This window comes from Streptomyces sp. NPDC093598, assembly GCF_044764825.1.
Taxonomy (GTDB): domain Bacteria; phylum Actinomycetota; class Actinomycetes; order Streptomycetales; family Streptomycetaceae; genus Streptomyces.
In genome coordinates this window covers 148,374-164,603 of sequence record NZ_JBIWIV010000013.1, presented here as the reverse complement: position 1 = coordinate 164,603, position 16,230 = coordinate 148,374, and the positions used below count along the sequence as shown (strand labels likewise).

Annotated in this window: 17 protein-coding genes; 9 read left to right on the top strand and 8 right to left on the bottom strand. The window is 73.2% G+C overall.

Features of this window, described 5'->3' with window-relative positions; all coding sequences use genetic code 11:
* The first annotated feature begins 57 nt into the window (after positions 1–57).
* The 8 genes from ACIRDU_RS29895 to ACIRDU_RS29860 all read left to right on the top strand — a co-directional run bounded on the left by ACIRDU_RS29895 (position 58) and on the right by ACIRDU_RS29860 (position 7,447).
* Positions 58–1,239 carry an acyl-CoA dehydrogenase family protein gene (locus tag ACIRDU_RS29895; RefSeq protein WP_403585057.1) on the top strand — a complete coding sequence of 394 codons (1,182 nt, stop codon included), beginning with the start codon at positions 58–60 and terminating at the stop codon, positions 1,237–1,239.
* Positions 1,236–1,634, top strand: coding sequence for a RidA family protein (locus tag ACIRDU_RS29890; RefSeq protein ID WP_403585054.1), 399 nt, complete (start codon positions 1,236–1,238; stop codon positions 1,632–1,634). The genes ACIRDU_RS29895 and ACIRDU_RS29890 overlap by 4 nt, the downstream gene beginning before the upstream one ends.
* A 148-nt stretch (positions 1,635–1,782) precedes the next feature.
* Entirely contained in the window at positions 1,783–2,223 is a 441-nt protein-coding gene (locus tag ACIRDU_RS29885) for a DUF6299 family protein (protein ID WP_403585051.1), read from the top strand.
* A 112-nt stretch (positions 2,224–2,335) separates the two neighbouring features.
* Positions 2,336–3,922 carry an ABC transporter substrate-binding protein gene (locus ACIRDU_RS29880; RefSeq protein WP_403585047.1) on the top strand — a complete coding sequence of 529 codons (1,587 nt, stop codon included), beginning with the start codon at positions 2,336–2,338 and terminating at the stop codon, positions 3,920–3,922.
* A 20-nt stretch (positions 3,923–3,942) separates the two neighbouring features.
* Entirely contained in the window at positions 3,943–4,911 is a 969-nt protein-coding gene (locus ACIRDU_RS29875; RefSeq protein ID WP_403585043.1) for an ABC transporter permease, read from the top strand.
* On the top strand, positions 4,901–5,797 hold the full coding sequence (locus tag ACIRDU_RS29870; protein ID WP_403585039.1) for an ABC transporter permease: 897 nt from the start codon (positions 4,901–4,903) through the stop codon (positions 5,795–5,797). Before ACIRDU_RS29875 ends, ACIRDU_RS29870 begins: the two co-directional genes overlap by 11 nt.
* Positions 5,798–5,874: 77 nt before the next feature.
* Positions 5,875–6,801: an ABC transporter ATP-binding protein gene (locus ACIRDU_RS29865; RefSeq protein ID WP_403585192.1), complete on the top strand. Its 927-nt coding sequence runs from the start codon at positions 5,875–5,877 to the stop codon at positions 6,799–6,801.
* Entirely contained in the window at positions 6,794–7,447 is a 654-nt protein-coding gene (locus tag ACIRDU_RS29860; protein WP_403585035.1) for an ABC transporter ATP-binding protein, read from the top strand. Before ACIRDU_RS29865 ends, ACIRDU_RS29860 begins: the two co-directional genes overlap by 8 nt.
* A gap of 6 nt (positions 7,448–7,453) precedes the next feature.
* Here ACIRDU_RS29860 and ACIRDU_RS29855 read toward each other — a convergent pair whose 3' ends face one another.
* From ACIRDU_RS29855 to ACIRDU_RS29825, 7 genes are all read right to left on the bottom strand, one after another.
* Positions 7,454–7,765, bottom strand: coding sequence for an ArsR/SmtB family transcription factor (locus ACIRDU_RS29855; RefSeq protein WP_403585032.1), 312 nt, complete (start codon positions 7,763–7,765; stop codon positions 7,454–7,456).
* 71 nt (positions 7,766–7,836) lie between these two features.
* Positions 7,837–8,136, bottom strand: a complete 300-nt coding sequence (locus tag ACIRDU_RS29850) for a hypothetical protein (protein WP_403585030.1) — start codon at positions 8,134–8,136, stop codon at positions 7,837–7,839.
* 149 nt (positions 8,137–8,285) lie between these two features.
* On the bottom strand, positions 8,286–9,050 hold the full coding sequence (locus ACIRDU_RS29845; protein WP_403585027.1) for a class I SAM-dependent methyltransferase: 765 nt from the start codon (positions 9,048–9,050) through the stop codon (positions 8,286–8,288).
* Between the two features lie 90 nt (positions 9,051–9,140).
* Entirely contained in the window at positions 9,141–10,337 is a 1,197-nt protein-coding gene (locus ACIRDU_RS29840) for an aminotransferase class V-fold PLP-dependent enzyme (protein WP_403585025.1), read from the bottom strand.
* 5 nt (positions 10,338–10,342) lie between these two features.
* The gene (locus ACIRDU_RS29835; protein WP_403585022.1) at positions 10,343–11,662 is read right to left on the bottom strand and encodes a pyridoxal-phosphate dependent enzyme; all 1,320 of its coding nucleotides are present in this window, start codon (positions 11,660–11,662) and stop codon (positions 10,343–10,345) included.
* A complete protein-coding gene (locus tag ACIRDU_RS29830; RefSeq protein ID WP_403585019.1) occupies positions 11,659–13,125 on the bottom strand; it encodes a Y4yA family PLP-dependent enzyme in 1,467 nt (488 codons plus the stop codon). Before ACIRDU_RS29830 ends, ACIRDU_RS29835 begins: the two co-directional genes overlap by 4 nt.
* 138 nt (positions 13,126–13,263) lie before the next feature.
* Positions 13,264–14,754, bottom strand: a complete 1,491-nt coding sequence (locus ACIRDU_RS29825) for a protein kinase (RefSeq protein WP_403585017.1) — start codon at positions 14,752–14,754, stop codon at positions 13,264–13,266.
* 233 nt (positions 14,755–14,987) lie between these two features.
* Between ACIRDU_RS29825 and ACIRDU_RS29820 the strand changes: the two genes are divergently transcribed.
* On the top strand, positions 14,988–15,617 hold the full coding sequence (locus tag ACIRDU_RS29820) for a hypothetical protein (protein ID WP_403585014.1): 630 nt from the start codon (positions 14,988–14,990) through the stop codon (positions 15,615–15,617).
* Positions 15,618–15,621: 4 nt separating this feature from the next.
* Here ACIRDU_RS29820 and ACIRDU_RS29815 read toward each other — a convergent pair whose 3' ends face one another.
* The gene (locus ACIRDU_RS29815; protein WP_403585011.1) at positions 15,622–16,167 is read right to left on the bottom strand and encodes a DUF488 family protein; all 546 of its coding nucleotides are present in this window, start codon (positions 16,165–16,167) and stop codon (positions 15,622–15,624) included.
* Positions 16,168–16,230 lie beyond the last annotated feature (63 nt).

Here is a 16,230-nt window from a genome sequence, read left to right as displayed (position 1 = left end):
CGCGATAGCCTCGGAGGGGCCCAGCCGGAACGCAGGGTGGCGGAGAAGGGACCGGCGATGACCGCATTCTCGCTCGAACCGGCACAACTCGCCTGGTGTGCCGCACTGCGCACCCTGGCCGCGGAGCGGCTCCGCCCGCTGGCCGACAAGGGTGAACCAGGGCACGTGAACCGGCCCCTGGTCGCCGAACTCGGCAGCCTCGGGCTGCTCGGGCGCCTGTTCACCTCGGGCGCGCTCGACCTGTGCCTGATGCGCGAGTCCCTGGCCTACGCCTGCACGGAGGCCGAGACGGCCCTGGCCCTCCAAGGCCTCGGCGCGCACCCGGTCCACGCGCACGGCACCCAGGCGCAACGCGCCCGCTGGCTCCCCCGGGTCACCGACGGCACGGCGATCGCGGCCTTCGCGCTGAGCGAGCCGGGGGCGGGATCGGACGCGGCGGCGCTGGGGCTGCGGGCGGAGCCGGACGCCCCACAGGGCGGCCGGCCATCGGCCGGTACGGCACTCACCGCCGCCCCCGAGGGCTCCGCCCGATGGCGCCTCACCGGCGAGAAGTGCTGGATCTCCAACGCCCCCGAGGCCGACTTCTACACCGTCTTCGCCCGGACCGTCCCGGATGCCGGGGCCCGTGGCGTCACGGCCTTCCTCGTGCCCGCCGACCGCCCGGGCCTGACCGGCCGCGCCCTCGACATGCTCTCGCCGCACCCGATCGGCGCGCTCGACTTCGACGCCGTGCCCGTGACGGCCGACGACGTGCTCGGCGAGGTCGACCGCGGCTTCCGGGTCGCCATGGGGACGCTCAACCTGTTCCGCCCCAGCGTCGGCGCGTTCGCGGTCGGCATGGCGCAGGCGGCCCTCGACGCGACCCTCGCCCACACCGCGGGCCGGGACGCCTTCGGGGGCAAGCTGAAGGACCTGCAAACCGTCGCGCACCAGGTCGCCGAGATGGCCCTGCGCACCGAGGCGGCCCGGCTGATGGTCCACGCGGCGGCGTCGGCGTACGACGCGGACTCCCCGGAGGTGCCCCGGCGCTCCGCCATGGCCAAACTGCTCGCCACCGAGACCGCGCAGTACGTCGTCGACACAGCCGTCCAGCTGCACGGCGCCCGGGCCCTGCAACGCGGCCACCTGCTCGAACACCTCTACCGTGAGGTGCGCGCCCCGCGCGTCTACGAGGGGGCCAGCGAGGTGCAACGAGGCATCATCGCCAAGGAGTTGTACGCCCGTCAGGAGGCCCGGTGAGCACCGAGCGCGTCAACCCGCCCGAGCTGTCCCCGCCCACCGGCTTCTCCCACGCCGTCGTGGCCTGCGGGTCACGGGTGGTGTTCCTGGCGGGCCAGACCGCCCTCGACGCCGACGGCAAGGTGGTCGGACGGACCCTGCCCGAGCAGTTCGAGAAGGCCCTCGCCAACCTGCTGGCCGCCCTCACCGCGGCCGGCGGCACACTGTCCGACCTGGCCCGCGTCACCGTCTACACCACGGACGTCGAGGCGTACCGCACACACGCGCCGGAACTGGGCCGCCTGTGGCGCGACTCGGCCGGACGCGACTACCCCGCCATGGCGGTCGTCCAGGTCGTCCGGCTGTGGGACGCGGAGGCGCTGGTGGAACTGGACGGCTTCGCGGTCCTGCCGTAGCCGGCCCCCGGGTCCGGCCGCGACGGCCGGCCCCTGCGCCGCCGCCCGGCGCGGACTCGCCACCGAAGGGTGAGGATTACGGGCGCCCGCCCGGAGGGCCGGGTACGAGTGGAAACCACCATTCCACTCATTCCGGGAGGTTCCCTCCATGCGTGTACGTCCCCTTCTCGGCGCGGCGGCCGGTGCCGCGCTGCTCCTGCTCACCGGCGCCGGCGCGGCGCCCGCCGCCGCGTCCGCCCCCGCCCCCGCCGGTTCCGTCACGGTCGACGCCGTGGGCCGGATCGCCGCCGACGGCACCGTCACCCTGTCCGGCACCTACCGCTGCGCCCCCTCCCGCGGACCGGTCTTCGTCAGCTCCTCCGTGAGCCAGGGCGCCTCGACGAGCCGTCACGGCATCGGCGGCACCCGGGCCGTGTGCGACGGTGCGGCCCACCGCTGGGTGAACAAGGGCCGGACCGCGTCCAGGGTGCTCGTGCCCGGAGCGGCCCACGTCCAGGCCACCCTGATGGAGCTGCGCACCTTCGGCGTCCTGCCGCTGCCCACCTTCCACGCGGTCCAGGACCGGGACATCACCCTGACCCCGGCCTGAGCACGTCGGTGACCGCGTCGGCGGGCGTCCCGGGTCCGGGCCGCCCGCCGATCCTGTTTAATTGCGAGGTCTATGCAAAAACCTGACTAGAGCAACAAGGGTGTGAGGTCACATGTCGACCCGTCGGATACGAGGGGCCGCCGCCACGGCGGCGCTGGCCGCGGCGGTCACCGCCTGCTCGGCCCCCAGCGGCGGCCCGGGCGACGGCGGATCCGCGGGGTCCGTCGTGCTCGGGGTGGCCTCCGAACCCGACACCCTCAGCCCGTTGCTCGGCTACGGCAAGGACGGCAACTCCAAGATCTTCGACGGGCTCCTCGCCCACGACGCCGACCTGAAGCTGAAGCCCGCGCTGGCGGCCGAACTGCCGAAGATCACCGACGGTGGCCGCACGTACACCTACACCCTGCGCGACGGGGTCGAGTTCAGCGACGGCGAACCCCTGACGGCCGCCGACGTCGTGTACACGTACCGGACCGCCCTCGACCCGAAGACCAACAACACCTTCAAGAGCGAGCTGGACGCCGTCAAGGAGGTCCGGGCGAGCGGTGACGACAAGGTCGTCTTCACGCTGAAGTACCCCTACGCCCCCTTCGCCGCCCGCACCGTGCTGCCCATCGTCCCCGAGCACGTCGCCGGCGAGCAGAACCCCAACACCGGCTCCTTCAACACGAAACCGGTTGGCACCGGGCCGTACGTCCTCACCGGCTGGAGCAGGGGCGAGAAGCTCACCTTCAAGGCCAACCCCCGCTACTGGGGCGGCGAGCCGAAGGTGAAGACCTTCACCATGGCGATCATCGGCGACGACAACGTGCGCGCCACCCGGCTGCGCTCCGGCGACCTCGACGGCGCGGTCCTCCCGCCCAACCTCGCCGCCACGTTCAAGGGCGACGACGCCAGGCGCACCTACCGGGCCCGGTCCTACGACTTCCGGGCCGTCACGCTGCCCACCGCGAACAAGGTCACCGGCGACCGTGCGATCCGGCGCGCCCTCGACGCCGCCGTCGACCGCGAGGCCATGGTCGGCAAGATCCTCGACGGCGCGGGCCGCCCGGCCTACGGGCCGCTGCCCGTCGACGACCCCGCGTTCACGAAGGACATCGAGCGCACCAAGGACCTCTCCAAGGCCGAGAAGATCCTGGACGAGGCCGGCTGGAAGCCCGGTAAGGACGGCATCCGCGCCAGGGACGGACAGCGGGCGTCCTTCAGTCTGCTCTACCCCTCCGGCGACAAGGTCCGCCAGGACCACGCCCTCGCCTACGCCTCCGACGCCAAGCAGGCCGGCATCGACGTGAGGGTGCAGAGCGCCACCTGGGAGGTCATCGAACCGCGCATGAAGGACGACGCGGTCCTCGCGGGCTTCGGCAGCACCGGCGACCCCGACTTCGGCCTCTACACCCTGCTGCACTCCTCCCTCGCCGGCGACGGCTTCAACAACATGGCCCGCTACGACAACCCCGCCGTGGACCGCGCCCTCGACAACGGCCGCCGCAGCCAGGACCCGGACACCCGCCGCGCCGCCTACGACACGCTCCAGCGCGCCCTGGTGCAGGACCCCGGCTACACCTTCCTCACCCACATCGACCACCTCTACGTCCTGGCCGACCGCTGGAAGGGCCTCGGCACCCAGCTGGAGCCGCACGAGCACGGCTTCGCCAGCGGCCCCTGGTGGAACATCGAGGACTGGCAGCCGAAGCAGTGACCCGCCCGCCCTGGGGAGCGATGGCGCGACTGGCAGGGCGGCGGGCGCTGTTCGCCGCCCCCGTCCTGCTCGTCGTCACCTTCGGCGTGTTCGCGATCGCCGCCGCCTCCCCGTTCGACCCCGTCAAGGCCTACGCCGGCACCGCCGCGCTCGGCGCCGACCAGCAGACCCTGGACCGGCTGCGCGAGAACCTCGGCGTGGACCAGCCCTTCGCCGCCCGCTGGTGGCACTGGCTGACCTCCGCGCTCTCCGGCGACCTCGGCCATTCCAGCGTCATGCGGCAGCCCGTCGCCCAGGTCATCGGCGAACGGCTGGTGTGGTCCGCGCTGCTCTGCGCGGTCGCCTTCGCCGCCGCCGTGCTGACGGGCACGCTCCTCGGCGTGCTCGCCGCCCGCCGCCCCGGTTCGCTCCTCGACCGGACCGTCACCTCCCTCGCCTACACCCTGGAAGCGGCACCGGTCTTCTGGATCGCGCTGCTCGCCATCTGGCTGTTCGCCCTCCAGTGGGACGTCCTCCCGGCGGGCGGCCTGACCGACACCGGCAGCGAAGAGGTCACGCCCGGCCAGGTCACGAGCCATCTCGTGCTGCCCGCCGGTGTCCTCGCCGTGTCCCAACTGCCATGGTTCACGCTGTACGTACGGCAGGGCGTCGGGGACGCGCTGGCGGAGGACCCGGTACGCGGCGCCCGCGCCCGAGGCCTGAGCGAACGCACCGTCCTGCTCGGCCACGCCCTGCGCTCCGGGCTCCTGCCGGTGCTCACGCTCATCGGCTCCCGCGTGCCCGAACTCATCACCGGAGCGCTGCTGGTGGAGAGCGTCTTCAGCTGGCCCGGCATCGCCGCCGCCACCGTCGAGGCGGCCACCGCCGTCGACTTCCCGCTGCTCGCCGCCCTGACGACCCTGGCCACCGCCGCCGTCCTCGCCGGCAACCTGCTCGCCGACCTGCTCTACGGACTGTTCGACCCGAGGGTGAAGCTCAGTGACATGTGACGCCCCGGCGCCCGCCGCCGCGGAGGAGACCGAGTGGCGGTCGCACGGACCGAAGCGCCGCTCCACCCGCGCCCTGCGCGTGCGCACCTCCGCCGCGCTGGTGACCGCGACCGTGCTCGCCGTGCTGCTCGTGCCGCCGCTGGTCCAGCTCGACCAGCAGGCCGTCGACCTCGCCGCCAAGCTGCAACCGCCCTCCTGGGCCCACCCGTTCGGCACCGACGACGTCGGGCGCGACCTGCTGCTGCGCTGCGTCTACGGCCTGCGCGTCTCGCTGCTCGTCGGCGTGGCGGCAGCGCTGACCGCGACCGTCGTCGGCACGGCCGTGGGCGCGGCCGCCGGGGCGCTGGGCGGCTGGGCCGACCGGGCCCTGATGAGGGTGGTCGACACCTTCTCGTCCGTACCGCATCTGCTGCTCGGCATCTTCATCGTGGCGATGTTCCGCCCCGGGGTGTGGCCGGTGGTGATCTCGGTCGCGCTGACCCATTGGCTGTCCACCGCCCGGATCGTCCGCGCCGAGGTGCTGTCGCTGCGGTCGCGGCCGTACATCGACGCCGCCGTCTCCGGCGGCGCGTCCCGGTGGCGGGTGGCCGTACGGCACCTCCTGCCCGCCGTGCTCCCCCAGGCCGCGCTGGCCGCCGTGCTGATGGTGCCGCACGCCATGTGGCACGAGTCGGCGCTGTCCTTCCTCGGCCTCGGGCTGCCCACGCACACGGCGAGCCTCGGCACCCTGATCCAGAGCGCCCGCGGCTCCCTCCTCGCCGGCCAGTGGTGGCCGACCCTCTTCCCGGGCCTCTTCCTCATCGTCCCGACCCTCGCCGTCGCCGGTCTCGCCGGGGCCTGGCGGGAGCGGATCCATCCCCGCCACCGATCGGAGCTGATGCTGTGAGCACAGGAGTCGATCCCGAGTCCCCGTCCCGGCGCTCCCCCGTGCTGTCCGTCCGGGGGCTGTCCGTGCGGTTCCTCATGCCCGGCGGGCGCCGCGTCGCCGCGGTCACCGGCGCCCGGTTCGACGTGGCGCCCGGCGAGTGCCTGGCCCTGATCGGCGAGAGCGGCTGCGGCAAGTCCGTGCTGGCCTCCGCCCTGCTCGGCCTCCTCCCCGGCAACGCGCAGACCGCCGGCTCCGCCCTCCTCGGCGACCTGGACCTGCTCACGGCCGACGAGCGGACCCTCGCCCGCACCGTACGGGGGCGGCTCATCGGCCTCGTACCGCAGAGCCCGGCCGCCCACCTCACCCCGGTCCGCACCGTCCGCTCCCAACTGGAGGAGACCGTCGCCGCCTTGACCGCGACCCGGGGCCGCGCCGCCCTGCGCGCCGCCGCCGAGGCCGCCGCCGAACGGGCCGCGTTCCCCGCGGACCATCTCGACCGCCACCCCCACCAGCTCTCCGGCGGCCTCGCCCAACGCGCCGCCACCGCCCTCGCCCTGGTCGGCGACGCGCCCCTGCTGCTCGCCGACGAACCGACCACCGGACTCGACCGCGACCTGGTGGACCGTACGGTCGACGAACTGCGGCGGCACGTCGACGACCCGGGCGGAACGAACGGCGGCGGACGGGCCCTGCTGATGATCACCCACGACCTGACGGCCGCCGAGCGCATCGCCGACCGGGTCGCGGTCATGTACGCGGGCCGGATCGTCGAACTCGCCGAAGCCACCGCCTTCTTCGGCTCGCCCGGGCCCCGTCACCCCTACAGCCGCGGACTGCTCCAGGCCCTGCCCGACCGCGCCTTCACCCCCGTGCCGGGGATGCCGCCCGAACTCGGCGACCTCCCGGCCGGCTGCGCCTTCGCCGTCCGCTGCGACCGGGCCACCGGCACCTGCGCCACGCCGCCGCCCACCGGCACGGTCGCCTGCCACCACCCGCACGTGCCGGAGGACGTCCGTGCTTGAACTGCGCTCCATCACCGCCGGATACGTCAGGAACGCTCCGGTGGTCCGGGACGTCTCCCTGGCCGTCGCCCCGGGCGAGTCCGTCGGCCTGCTCGGCCCGAGCGGCTGCGGCAAGTCCACCCTGGCCCGCGTCGCGGCCCTGCTGCACCGGCCCGACTCCGGCACCCTGCTCCTCGACGGCGAGCCCGTACGGCACTGGCGCCATCGCGCCCCACGCGCCCTGCGCACCGCCTTCGGGGTCGTCTTCCAGCAGGCCAGGCTCTCCGCGGACCCCCGGCTGCCGCTCACCGACCTGATCGCCGAGCCCCTGCGGGCCACCGGCCGCGGCAGGGAGATCCCCGCCCGGGTCGCCGAGTTGGCCCCCGTCGTCGGCCTCACCCCCGACCTGCTGACCCGGCGGCCGCACGAGGTCAGCGACGGCCAGCTGCAACGCGCCTGCCTCGCCCGGGCCCTGGTGCTGCGCCCGCGCCTGCTGGTGTGCGACGAGATGACCGCGATGCTCGACGCCTCCACCGCCGCCGCCCTCGTCGCGGCCGTGGAGGACTACCGGGCCGCGACCGGCGCCGCCCTGCTGGCCGTCGGCCACGACCGCACCCTGCTGGAACGCTGGTGCGACCGCACAGTTCACTGGGACAGCCTGACCTGAGAGGCGCTACTCCTGTGCGTGCCGGATGGCGTCCAGCACGATGTGCGCCACGTGGTCGTCGGTGAGGGTGTACCGCGTCTCGCGGGCCTGACGCCGGGCGCTGACGATCCGGGAGGTGCGCAGCACCCTCAGGTGCTGGGAGACCAGCGGCTGGCTCACGCCCAGTGCGGTCACCAGTTCATGGACGTACTTCCCGCCGCCCGACAGCTCGCGCACGATGCCCAGCCGTACGGGGGAGGCCAGAGCACGCAGCAGCTCACTGGCCGCCTGCAGCGTCGGGTCCGGCTCGTCCGTCGGGGGAGAGGGCGTCGTTGTCATATGCGCACATTAGCATATGACAACGATTACCAGTTACGGGTTGCTCTCCACCTCGCCGCGGGCGACTCCTGTCAGTGGTCGTCCCAGTGTCCCTCGTGGGCGGCGTGACGGTGGTCGTCGTGCACGTAGTCCGTGTGGTCGCCGTGCCGCACGGCCAGATGGCCGCAGTCGTCGCCGTGCTGGTGGTCGTGGTTCTGGTGCACCGCGTGGCCGCTGCTCGTGCACTCGTCGGTGTGGCCCTCGTGCGTCCGGTGGATGTGGCCGTCGTGGGCGTAGTCCGTGTGGTCGCCGTGGGTGAAGGCGAGGTGGCCGCAGTCGTCGCCGTGGGTGTGCGCGTGGTCCTCGTGGGTGATGTGCTGGGTGGTGGTCATGGTGGAGCTCCTTGTGTGTGCTGGTGGCCGCCCGGGCACTTCGGCCGGGGCGGCATGGCGACATTAACATATAGCGATTCCTGCATGTATTGTCGGAGCGGCCACCGCCGCCCGCCACCTGACGCGGGGCGCACGAGTGAACCGCCGGGCTAGCGCACCGCCACGACCACGCAGCTGTCGCCGTACTGCCACACGGGTCCGGCCTGTTCGAAGCCCGCCTGCCGGAGCAGCTCCAGGTGGGTGGAGAGGGAGAGTTCGGCGGGGCGGCCGGTGGCGAGGAAAGCTTCGCGGCGGCGGCGCTCGGCGAGGAGGTCGGCCAGCTCCGGGTCATCGGCGACGGCGGCCCACCAGGAGCCCCAGTCCTCCTGGGCGAACGCACGCTGCCGGTCGGCCCGGCACTGCCCGACATGGGCGGCGATCCCCGCCGGGCCCGTCTCGCCCTGGGGGAGGTGGTCGCCGTTGACGAGGACGCCCCCGGGGCGCAGCAGCCCGGCGAGCTGCCGGTAGGTGCCGAGCAGGGTGTCGCGGTCGAGGTAGTGCAGGGCCGTCGTGGAGACCGCCGCGTCCAGGGGCCGGTCCAGATCGAGAGCCCACACCCAGCCGGGCGCGCCGATCTCCGCGTCCACGTAGCGGGCCGCGTCCGGGTGGTGGGTGCGGCCCAGCTCCAGCAGGACGGGGTCCCGGTCCACGGCCACGATCTCCGCGTCCGGCAGCCGCCTGATCAACCGGGCGGCCAGGGAACCGGGCCCGCAGCCCAGGTCCACGACGAGGGGCGGGGTCGCGTGTCCCGCCGTGACGTGCTCGACGACATCGGCGATCACCGTGAAACGCTCCTCGCGGTCCACGGCGTACCGCTGCTGCTGGAGCTCCCAGCGCTCCACCCAGTGCTCCGCCGTCGCCAGACTCAGCCCCATCCGGTCGTGCCACCTTGCCGTCTCGCACCTGACTTCTGCCGGACCGAGCCTACAGGTGGAAACGGTTCCCATTACGCGTAGGGGGACGTGTCACTGGAGTGATGCGAGAACGGACAGCAACCGGTCGATCTCCTCAACTGTGTTGTACACATGCAGACTCACCCGCACCGATCCGGTCTTCTCGCCCGCGTCGCCCTGGCAGTGGTGGTCGGAGCGGACCATGAACCCATGGCTGAACAGGATGAATCCCAGGTCGCCCGAGTCGATGACGCGGTGCCGCACTGTCACGATGCCCTGGCGGCGCTGCACGGTCGTGTCGGCGGCCAGGCTGAGCGGGCAGCCGAGGATCTCGTAGGCGTCCAGCAGGCGCAGCCCGTCGGTGAGCCGGGCCGCCAGGTCGGCCGTCCAGCGCTCGATCCGGTCGACACCGGCCGCCTCCAGCCAGTCCAGGGCCGCTTCGAGCGAGGCGATGCCCACGGTGTTCGGCGTGCCGCTCCACCCGCCGGGCACGAACGCCGGGCCGCGCGCCTGCCGGGCCCACACCGCCCCGGAACCGGGCAGGGCCAGCGCCTTGTGCCCGGAGAAGACGACGAAGTCCACGTCCAAATCGGCGACAGACACCGGCAGATGACCGACGCTCTGCGCGGCGTCCAGACAGATGACCGCGTCCGGGCCGACGGCCTGCCGGATGCGCTGCACGTTCATGTCGCCGCCGTAGACGTGGTGCACATGGGTGGTGGCGACGAACCGGGTGCGCGGGCCCGCCCGTTCGGCCAGCGCCCGGTGGTCGTAGTCCCCGGAGCCGCTCTGGTACGGCATCGGCACCACCCGCACGTGCACGCCCTCCCGGGCGAGCAGCCGCTGGACCTCCAGCCAGGGCACGATGTTGGCCTGGTGGTCGGCGTCCGGCACGACGATCTCGTCGCCGTCGCGCAGGAAGCCCGGCAGCCAGTCGCGGGCGATGCTCCGCAGCCCCTCGGTGGTGCCGCTGGTGAAGTGGACGGCGGAACGCTCCGGCCGGTCGTCCCCGAGGAACCGGGCGACGCGCTCGCGGGTCCGCTCGACCAGCTCCGTGGTCCGGTTGGCCCAGGTGTACGTGCCCCGCGCGGAGTTGGCGTTGGACGTGGTCAGGTACGTCTGCACGGCGTCCAGCACGGCCCGCGGCTTCTGCGCCGTGGCCGCGCTGTCCAGGTACGCCAGCTCGGGGTGCCCGGTGACGATGGGGAACTGGGCGCGCAGCGCCTGCTGCCACCGTCCCAGTTCCTCGCGGGTGCTCGGTGCGGTCATGCCGGTCAGTCCCGCACCAGGGGCGCGCCCGCGTCCCGCCAGGCGATGATGCCGCCGGCCAGGCTGCGCACGTCCGGGTGGCCCATCCGGGTCAGCAGCGCCGCGTACCGCGCGGACTGCTCACCGACCGGGCAGGCCAGCAGCACCGGCTGGCGCCGGCTGAACGGCAGGCCGCCCCGCAGGAGTTCGGCGAACAGCTCGTCCACGATGTTGACCGACCCGTCGATGTGCAGCGCCGCGTACGCGTACGGGCTGCGCAGGTCGACCACGAGCGGCCGGTCGGTGTCGATCCAGCGCCGGGCCTCGGCCACGGTCACCGACGGCGCCCTGCCGACCTCGGCGTCGGACAGGTCGGCCGGCGAGTTCTTCCGGGGCGGCCGGCCCAGCAGATCGGGGCGCCGCTGCCGGACGTAGCTCAGATAGCTCTCCACCCGGTCGCAGACGATGAACACCGCCGTCCGGCGCTCGGTCAGCTCCTCGTCGAGCGCCCGCAGATGCCTGACCGCGCCGAAGTAGGCCGCCCCTCCGGTGGGGCCGCCGAGGATGCCGCAGCGGCGGTTCAGGGTGAGCATGCCCTCGATCGCCTCGTCGGCGCTCACCGACTCCATCGAGTCGTACGTCTCCGGGTCGAACAGGCCGACCTCCTGCACCTCGTCGATGGTGCGGATGCCGGGGATGAAGTCGGACTTGGCCGCGACCAGCCCGACCACCCGCACGGACGGGTCCTCCTCCCGCAGCGCGCGGGCCACACCCGTGGAGGAACCCGCCGTGCCCACACAGGCGACGAACCAGTCCGGGACCCGGCCGTCCAGGTCCTTGACGATCTCCGGCCCGGTACCGGTGAGATGAGCCTCGGTGTTGCGCGGGTTGAAGTACTGGTCGGTGTGCAGATAGGCGCTGCCGGAGCCGGACAGCGTCCGGTGGAACAGGGTCAGCGGGTCGTCCGTGGCGGTCGGGTCGAGGCACTCGCTCTGCCCCGGCAGTTCCTCGATCTCCGCACCGAGCAGCAGCAGGAGATCCTTGATCTCCGGGACCCGCATCCGGTTGGTGACGCTCTTGAAGCCCAGGCCGTGCATGCCCGCGATGACCGCGAGCGCCTTGGCCGTGTTGCCGCTGGACAACTCGACCACCTGGCTGTCGTGCCGGACCGCCTCGGCCAGCAGAGGAGCAGCCATGCTCCAGGCGGCCCGGTCCTTGACCGAGCCGAACGGATTGAGCATCTCCAGCTTGGCGTACAGATCGATGTTGCGCAGGCCGTGCACCGCTGGGTCCATCCGCACCAAAGGGGTGTTGCCTATCGCCTCGGTGATGCTGTCGTACCTCACTGAGCTCCCCTCGAGGGCGTGATCGGCCAGAACTGGTCGTCGAGGCACCAGCGCCATGTGTCGCCGTCCTGCCAGGCGGCCACCTTGCGGGCGTCGGGCTGGTGCTGGGCGCGCGTGGCGTGGAAGTCCATGGCGTAGCCGGCGGTGTTGGCGAAGGCGAGCAGGTCGCCGGGTTCCGGACGGCGCGGCAGGAACACCGTGCGCCGGGTGATCAGATCGCTCTCCAGACACAGGCTGCCGAAGAGGTGCACGGCGACGGGCCCCTCGCCCGGCCCGGAGCCGCTTCTGGGGATCACGACCGGGTCCATCAGCACTCCGTGGTCCTCCAGGGCGATGTCGTCCGCCTTGGCGGCCAGCCGTACGAGCAGTTCCCCACCGGCGTCCTGGGTGCGGACCTCCAGGACCCGCGCCAGTGAGAGGCCGCACTGGTCCAGCAGCGCCCGGCCGGGCTCGGTGTGCAGGTCGTACAGGTGCTCCAGCAGCAGCGCGGCCAGCGGGCGGCCGCCCAGCGAGGCGGCGGGCTGGGCCAGCAGCTCGTCCAGGTAGGCCGCGCCCGCGACGGACCGGTGGGCGGGGTAGAGGCCGAGCGTGCCGCGCAGGGTGCCGGACTCGTCGCGCAGCCCGTAGCCGTGCCCGCCCCACGCCAGGGGCGGACGGCGGCCGAGGACGGCCGCGGTCAGACCGGTCGTGTACGCCTCCCACTGCTCCCGCTCGGCGAGGTAGCTGATGCCGAACCCGCCGCCGACGTCCACGGCCCGGGGCTGCAACCCCCGGCTCCGGCACAACTCCAGGGCCGCCAGGCACCCTTCGAGAGCGGTCGCCTTCTCCGCGACGCTCGTCGTGTCCAGATGGAAGGCCACCCCGGTCAGGGCGACCGCGTCGGCATGCCGCTCGACCGCTTCCAGCAACAGCTCCAACTCCCTTACCGGCGTGCCGAAGCGGCTGCGCCGGCTCAGCACCCGCACACCCGACGCCTCGAACCCCGACAGCCGCAGCAGCACCGGCACCCGGGGGAGCGCGTGCTTGCGCACCAGGGCGGCGAGCTGGTCCAGCTCGGCGGCGGCATCGACGCTGACCGTGACGCCCGTACGCGCCGCCAGCCACAGGAACTCGGGGTTCTTGGGCCCCGTGGCCGTGATCCGGTCGGCGCCGAACCCTGCCCCCAGCGCGTGCTGCAACTCACCCAGCGACGCGACGTCCACACCCGCGTCCGTCGCGGCGAGCCGCCGCAGCAGCGCACTGGACCGGTTGGCCTTGTGGGCGTAGAAGACCTGCCCCGACAGATGGTGCGTCCGGTACACCGACCGGAACCGCTCCAGGTTCTCGGCGATCTGGTCCGGAACCACGACGTGCAGGGGTGAGCCGAGCGCGTCGGTGAGCGAGTGCAGTGTGCCGTGCGCCCCCACGAGCGACCTCAGTCGTGGCTCCAGCCGCGGTTCGAGATACAAGGGCCGGCCGTCCATGCGCGCTCCCCCTCCTGAGGCCGCCGCGCCCGACATCCGGGCACGTCGGACACTCCCCGCGTTTCGCCGTATAGCCCCTATCCATTCTTCGGTCGCTTTACGCCCTGTACCGGCCCGAGTCGACGAGCATGAGGCGGTTCAGCGTGTCCTGAAGCCGTCTCTGACCCGGTCGAAGACGGGACGGTAGGTGTCCCACTGCACGTTGGGCGCGGAGAGGTAGATGTCGTACTCGCGTCCGCCCTCGTGGCCGTAGCCGAGGTCGATGGCGCGGAACAGGCGGGCCCGGCCCTGGAAGGTGAACTCCCAGACGGCGGCGGGCTGTTCGCGGAAGGTGGTCCGCTGCATGCGGAGCCGGCGGTACGTCGGGTAGGTGACCTTGGTGTTCGCCTCGATGTCCGTGAAGTGGGCGGCGGGGTTCGGGCCGGCCGGGGCGACCGTTCCGATGGTGATGCCGGCGAGGCCGGAGGGGGCGGCGTAGGTGACCTGCTCCGCCGTGCGGTTGCGGGCCGTCCAGCCGTCCGGGACGGGGAAGGAGATGCCGAGCTTCTTCTCGTGGACCAGGTGGTAGCCCTTGGCCAGGGGCGTGCTGGACGGGTGCGTCGGCCCGGGGGACGCGGTGGTTCCCCCGCCCCGCGTTCCGTAGAGCGTGGCACCCGTGGCCAGGGCCGCGGCTGCCACCCCCGCGGCGAGGAGGAGACGGCGGCGCCGGGGAGCGCGGGCGGGGGCGGCGAGTGCGGCCGTGGCGCCGGCGCGGATCGGTTGCGGCTGGTCGCGCCCGCTCGGTGGCAGCCGCGTGTCGAGCGCGGTCCCGCGCTCCCGCAGCACATCACGCAGGGCGCGTTCGGCCTCCTCCGCCGACGGGCGCTCCTCCGGGGCCCTGGCCAGGAGCGATTCCACGAGGGAGCCCAGGGGTCCCGCCCGCCTCGGGGGCTCCAGGGGGTGCGTGGCTATCGCGTACGCCGTCTCCATCGCCGTCGGGCGGCGGAACGGCGGGCGGCCCTCCACGGCCTGGTACAGCGTCGCGCCGAGCGCCCACAGGTCCGAGGACGGGCCGGAGGCGAGGCCCCTGACGCGTTCCGGGGCCATGTAGTCGATGGAGCCGACCATCTCGCCGGTCCTGGTCAGGGTCGGTGAGCCGGCCGTCATCGCGATGCCGAAGTCGGTGAGGACGACCCGGTCGCCGGTGCCCAGCAGGACGTTGGCGGGTTTGACGTCGCGGTGCAGTACCCCCGCGGCGTGCGCGGCCCGCAGGGCGGACACCATGGCCAGGCCGATCCGGGCCGCCTCGTGCGGCGGGAGCGTGCGGCCGTCCCGCAGGAGGTCGCCGAGGGTGGGGCCGGGCACGTACTCCATGACCACACAGGGGCGGCCCTCGTCCTCCACGACGTCGTGCACGACGACCACGCCGGGATGCGTGACACGGGCGGCGCTGCGGGCCTCGCGGCGCATGCGTTCGTAGAGCGTGCCGAGCTCGTCGGGGGAGAGGTGCGGGTGCTCGTGCAACTGCTTGAGGGCGACCCGGCGGTCCAGCACCTCGTCGTCGGCGCACCACACCGTGCCCATGCCGCCGCGGCCGATCCGCTCGGCGAGCCGATAGCGCCCGGCGACGAGCCGCCCCTGGTCCGACACGTACGCCCTCCGCCACCTTGTCCGTTGTGGGCGCCTTGATGCGCCCTGGTCACCTTAACCGCCGAACCTGGGCCGACCCGGGGCGGAAGTGAGAGGGATCCCCGGCCTCGAGCCCGGTGGCGGGACGGTGACAATCGGGACGGATCCGTAGCGGACGAACAGGGCAACGGTCGCGGGCGGTGGCGGGTCGTACGGGGCAAGGGCACAAGCCCGCGCATTCGACCGGGGAACCAATGGGGGAGACCATGCAGAACCGCGCCCGAGCCATCCGTACCACCGTGGCCGCGCTGGCGGCCGTCGCCGGTGTCGCCGCAGCCGCCGTCCCGGCCGCCGCCGCCACGCCGGCCTCCGACACACCCCGGTTCCTGGAGCCGGCCGAACTGCCGCCGCACCCGTCCTCGCCCTGGTACGCCGGAGCGGTCACGGCCGGCCAGCCCGACCCGCTGCCGATCTGCGTGGGCGACGCGCTGCCGTCGATCACCACGCACCGGGAGTACTGGACGGAGTACGACACGAACGCCCAGCAGCTCACGGTCGAGGGGCGCAGCGAACAGTGGGCGAAGGACTTCGCGGCACTGCTGCGCAAGGACCTCGCCGGCTGCGCGAAGAAGCTGATGCAGCAGGACCCGGACATCACGGCGACCCAGAAGTACTACGGCCGGCTGAACGTCGAGGAGGGCGCCGACGTCTACGGCATCCACACCGCCTCAGCCTGGGGCTCCTCCGACATCGGCCTCTTCTCGGTCGGCCGCGACGGCCGGACCGTCACGGTGGTCCGGTGGGCCCAGATGGGCACGTTCCAGCACGCCCAGGTGGCCGACTTCAAGGCCACGACCGTCACGGCGGTGAACAAGCTGTACTGACGGCTCAGCCGCGGGCGGGCTCGGTACGGCCGTCGTACACGAGCAGCCCGTCGTCGCGCAGCCGCACCCCGGGCGTCGGGGTGTGGGTGCTCAGCCGCCCGTCGTGCACGAGGTGGCGGGCCGGTACGCCGCGGGCCAGCACCGCGAAGTCGGCGATCAGCCGGCGGTGGCAGCGCCACCAGACCGCCTCGCTGCACATCACGGCCGTGCGGGCGTCCGCGGCCTCGTGCAGCAGGCGGTCCATGGCGGAGACGAACTCGGGGGAGCGGGTGTGGGCGGCGTACCCGCGGAAGGACTCGTTGCGCCAGACGACGTCCGGGCTGTCCGCGGGCAGCGGGCGGAACCCGCCGAGGGCGGGTTCCCACCGGTAGTCGATCCCGGCACTCGGCAGCCACTCGGTGAGCCGCTCCCGCAGCAGATCGGGGTCACGGCGGCTGCCGGGAGCGGTCCGCACGTCCACGACGGCCACGACATCGGCATCACGCAGCAGTCCGGCGATCCGGTCCCGGGAGGCGGTGCTGTGCCCGAAGGTCAGCAGGGGTGCGTCCACAGGGGCGGACTTTCCCGTTTCGGGGGACTCACACCCGAGGACACGCTCACTCCGGATGTCCCG

Excerpts from the sequence above, each read along its gene's own strand:
- ACIRDU_RS29820 (WP_403585014.1), top strand. The coding sequence starts at position 14,988 with ATGGGGGAGACCATGCAGAACCGCGCCCGAGCCATCCGTACCACCGTG.
- ACIRDU_RS29885 (WP_403585051.1), top strand. The coding sequence starts at position 1,783 with ATGCGTGTACGTCCCCTTCTCGGCGCGGCGGCCGGTGCCGCGCTGCTC.
- ACIRDU_RS29875 (WP_403585043.1), top strand. The coding sequence starts at position 3,943 with ATGGCGCGACTGGCAGGGCGGCGGGCGCTGTTCGCCGCCCCCGTCCTG.
- ACIRDU_RS29850 (WP_403585030.1), bottom strand. The coding sequence starts at position 8,136 with ATGACCACCACCCAGCACATCACCCACGAGGACCACGCGCACACCCAC.
- ACIRDU_RS29865 (WP_403585192.1), top strand. The coding sequence starts at position 5,875 with ATGCCCGGCGGGCGCCGCGTCGCCGCGGTCACCGGCGCCCGGTTCGAC.
- ACIRDU_RS29880 (WP_403585047.1), top strand. The coding sequence starts at position 2,336 with ATGTCGACCCGTCGGATACGAGGGGCCGCCGCCACGGCGGCGCTGGCC.
- ACIRDU_RS29845 (WP_403585027.1), bottom strand. The coding sequence starts at position 9,050 with ATGGGGCTGAGTCTGGCGACGGCGGAGCACTGGGTGGAGCGCTGGGAG.
- ACIRDU_RS29840 (WP_403585025.1), bottom strand. The coding sequence starts at position 10,337 with ATGACCGCACCGAGCACCCGCGAGGAACTGGGACGGTGGCAGCAGGCG.
- ACIRDU_RS29830 (WP_403585019.1), bottom strand. The coding sequence starts at position 13,125 with ATGGACGGCCGGCCCTTGTATCTCGAACCGCGGCTGGAGCCACGACTG.
- ACIRDU_RS29855 (WP_403585032.1), bottom strand. The coding sequence starts at position 7,765 with ATGACAACGACGCCCTCTCCCCCGACGGACGAGCCGGACCCGACGCTG.
- ACIRDU_RS29895 (WP_403585057.1), top strand. The coding sequence starts at position 58 with ATGACCGCATTCTCGCTCGAACCGGCACAACTCGCCTGGTGTGCCGCA.